Raw genomic sequence first — 574 nt, 5'->3', positions numbered from 1 at the left:
ATACAATTCAAGCGGCGGCGTTTCTTGGAGACGGGCTTTCTGATTTGCAGTATACGGCGGACGCTGAAGGTTTTTACACTGATTGGAAACTTGTAAGCGGAAATAACGATTACGGAATATCAATGCCGGAAGCTCTGACTTTTGAATTTGCGGAACATCATTTTTTTATGTGCCATGGACATCGTTATGGTTTATACGGCGGATATAACATGCTAATAGCAGCGGCAAGAAATTCAGGGGCGGATAGCGCGTTATGCGGTCATAGTCATATTCCATACAATAAAATAATGAACGGCATTAGGATTATTAATCCGGGAAGCGTGGGACGACCGCGAAGCAGGGTAGGCGCGACGTTTGCGGTTATTGAGTGTCCGCCTGATAATCCGGTAATTGTAAACTTTTTTGGGATAGGGGCACAGGGGAAGGTTAAGGAATTGAAATTGTGATCTCGCTTTTATGGCAAGATGTATGCCTAAACATTTGCTATTTAATAATTTAATTCCGTGAGCGTGTGCGAAATGTCCCACATTGTTTCGCTAAATTTGCTTGCGCAGGCAGGCGGGTTGGGTGGCGG

Annotated in this window: 1 protein-coding gene; it reads left to right on the top strand. The window is 44.8% G+C overall.

What is annotated here, in order from left to right; translation table 11 throughout:
- On the top strand, nucleotides 1-446 hold a 446-nt coding region (locus ACYVTD_RS15760; protein ID WP_461248638.1), incomplete at its 5' end, for a metallophosphoesterase family protein.
- Nucleotides 447-574: the final 128 nt, after the last annotated feature.

Source organism: Treponema sp. R6D11, from assembly GCF_054786075.1.
This window is presented reverse-complemented; position numbering and strand designations above follow the sequence as displayed.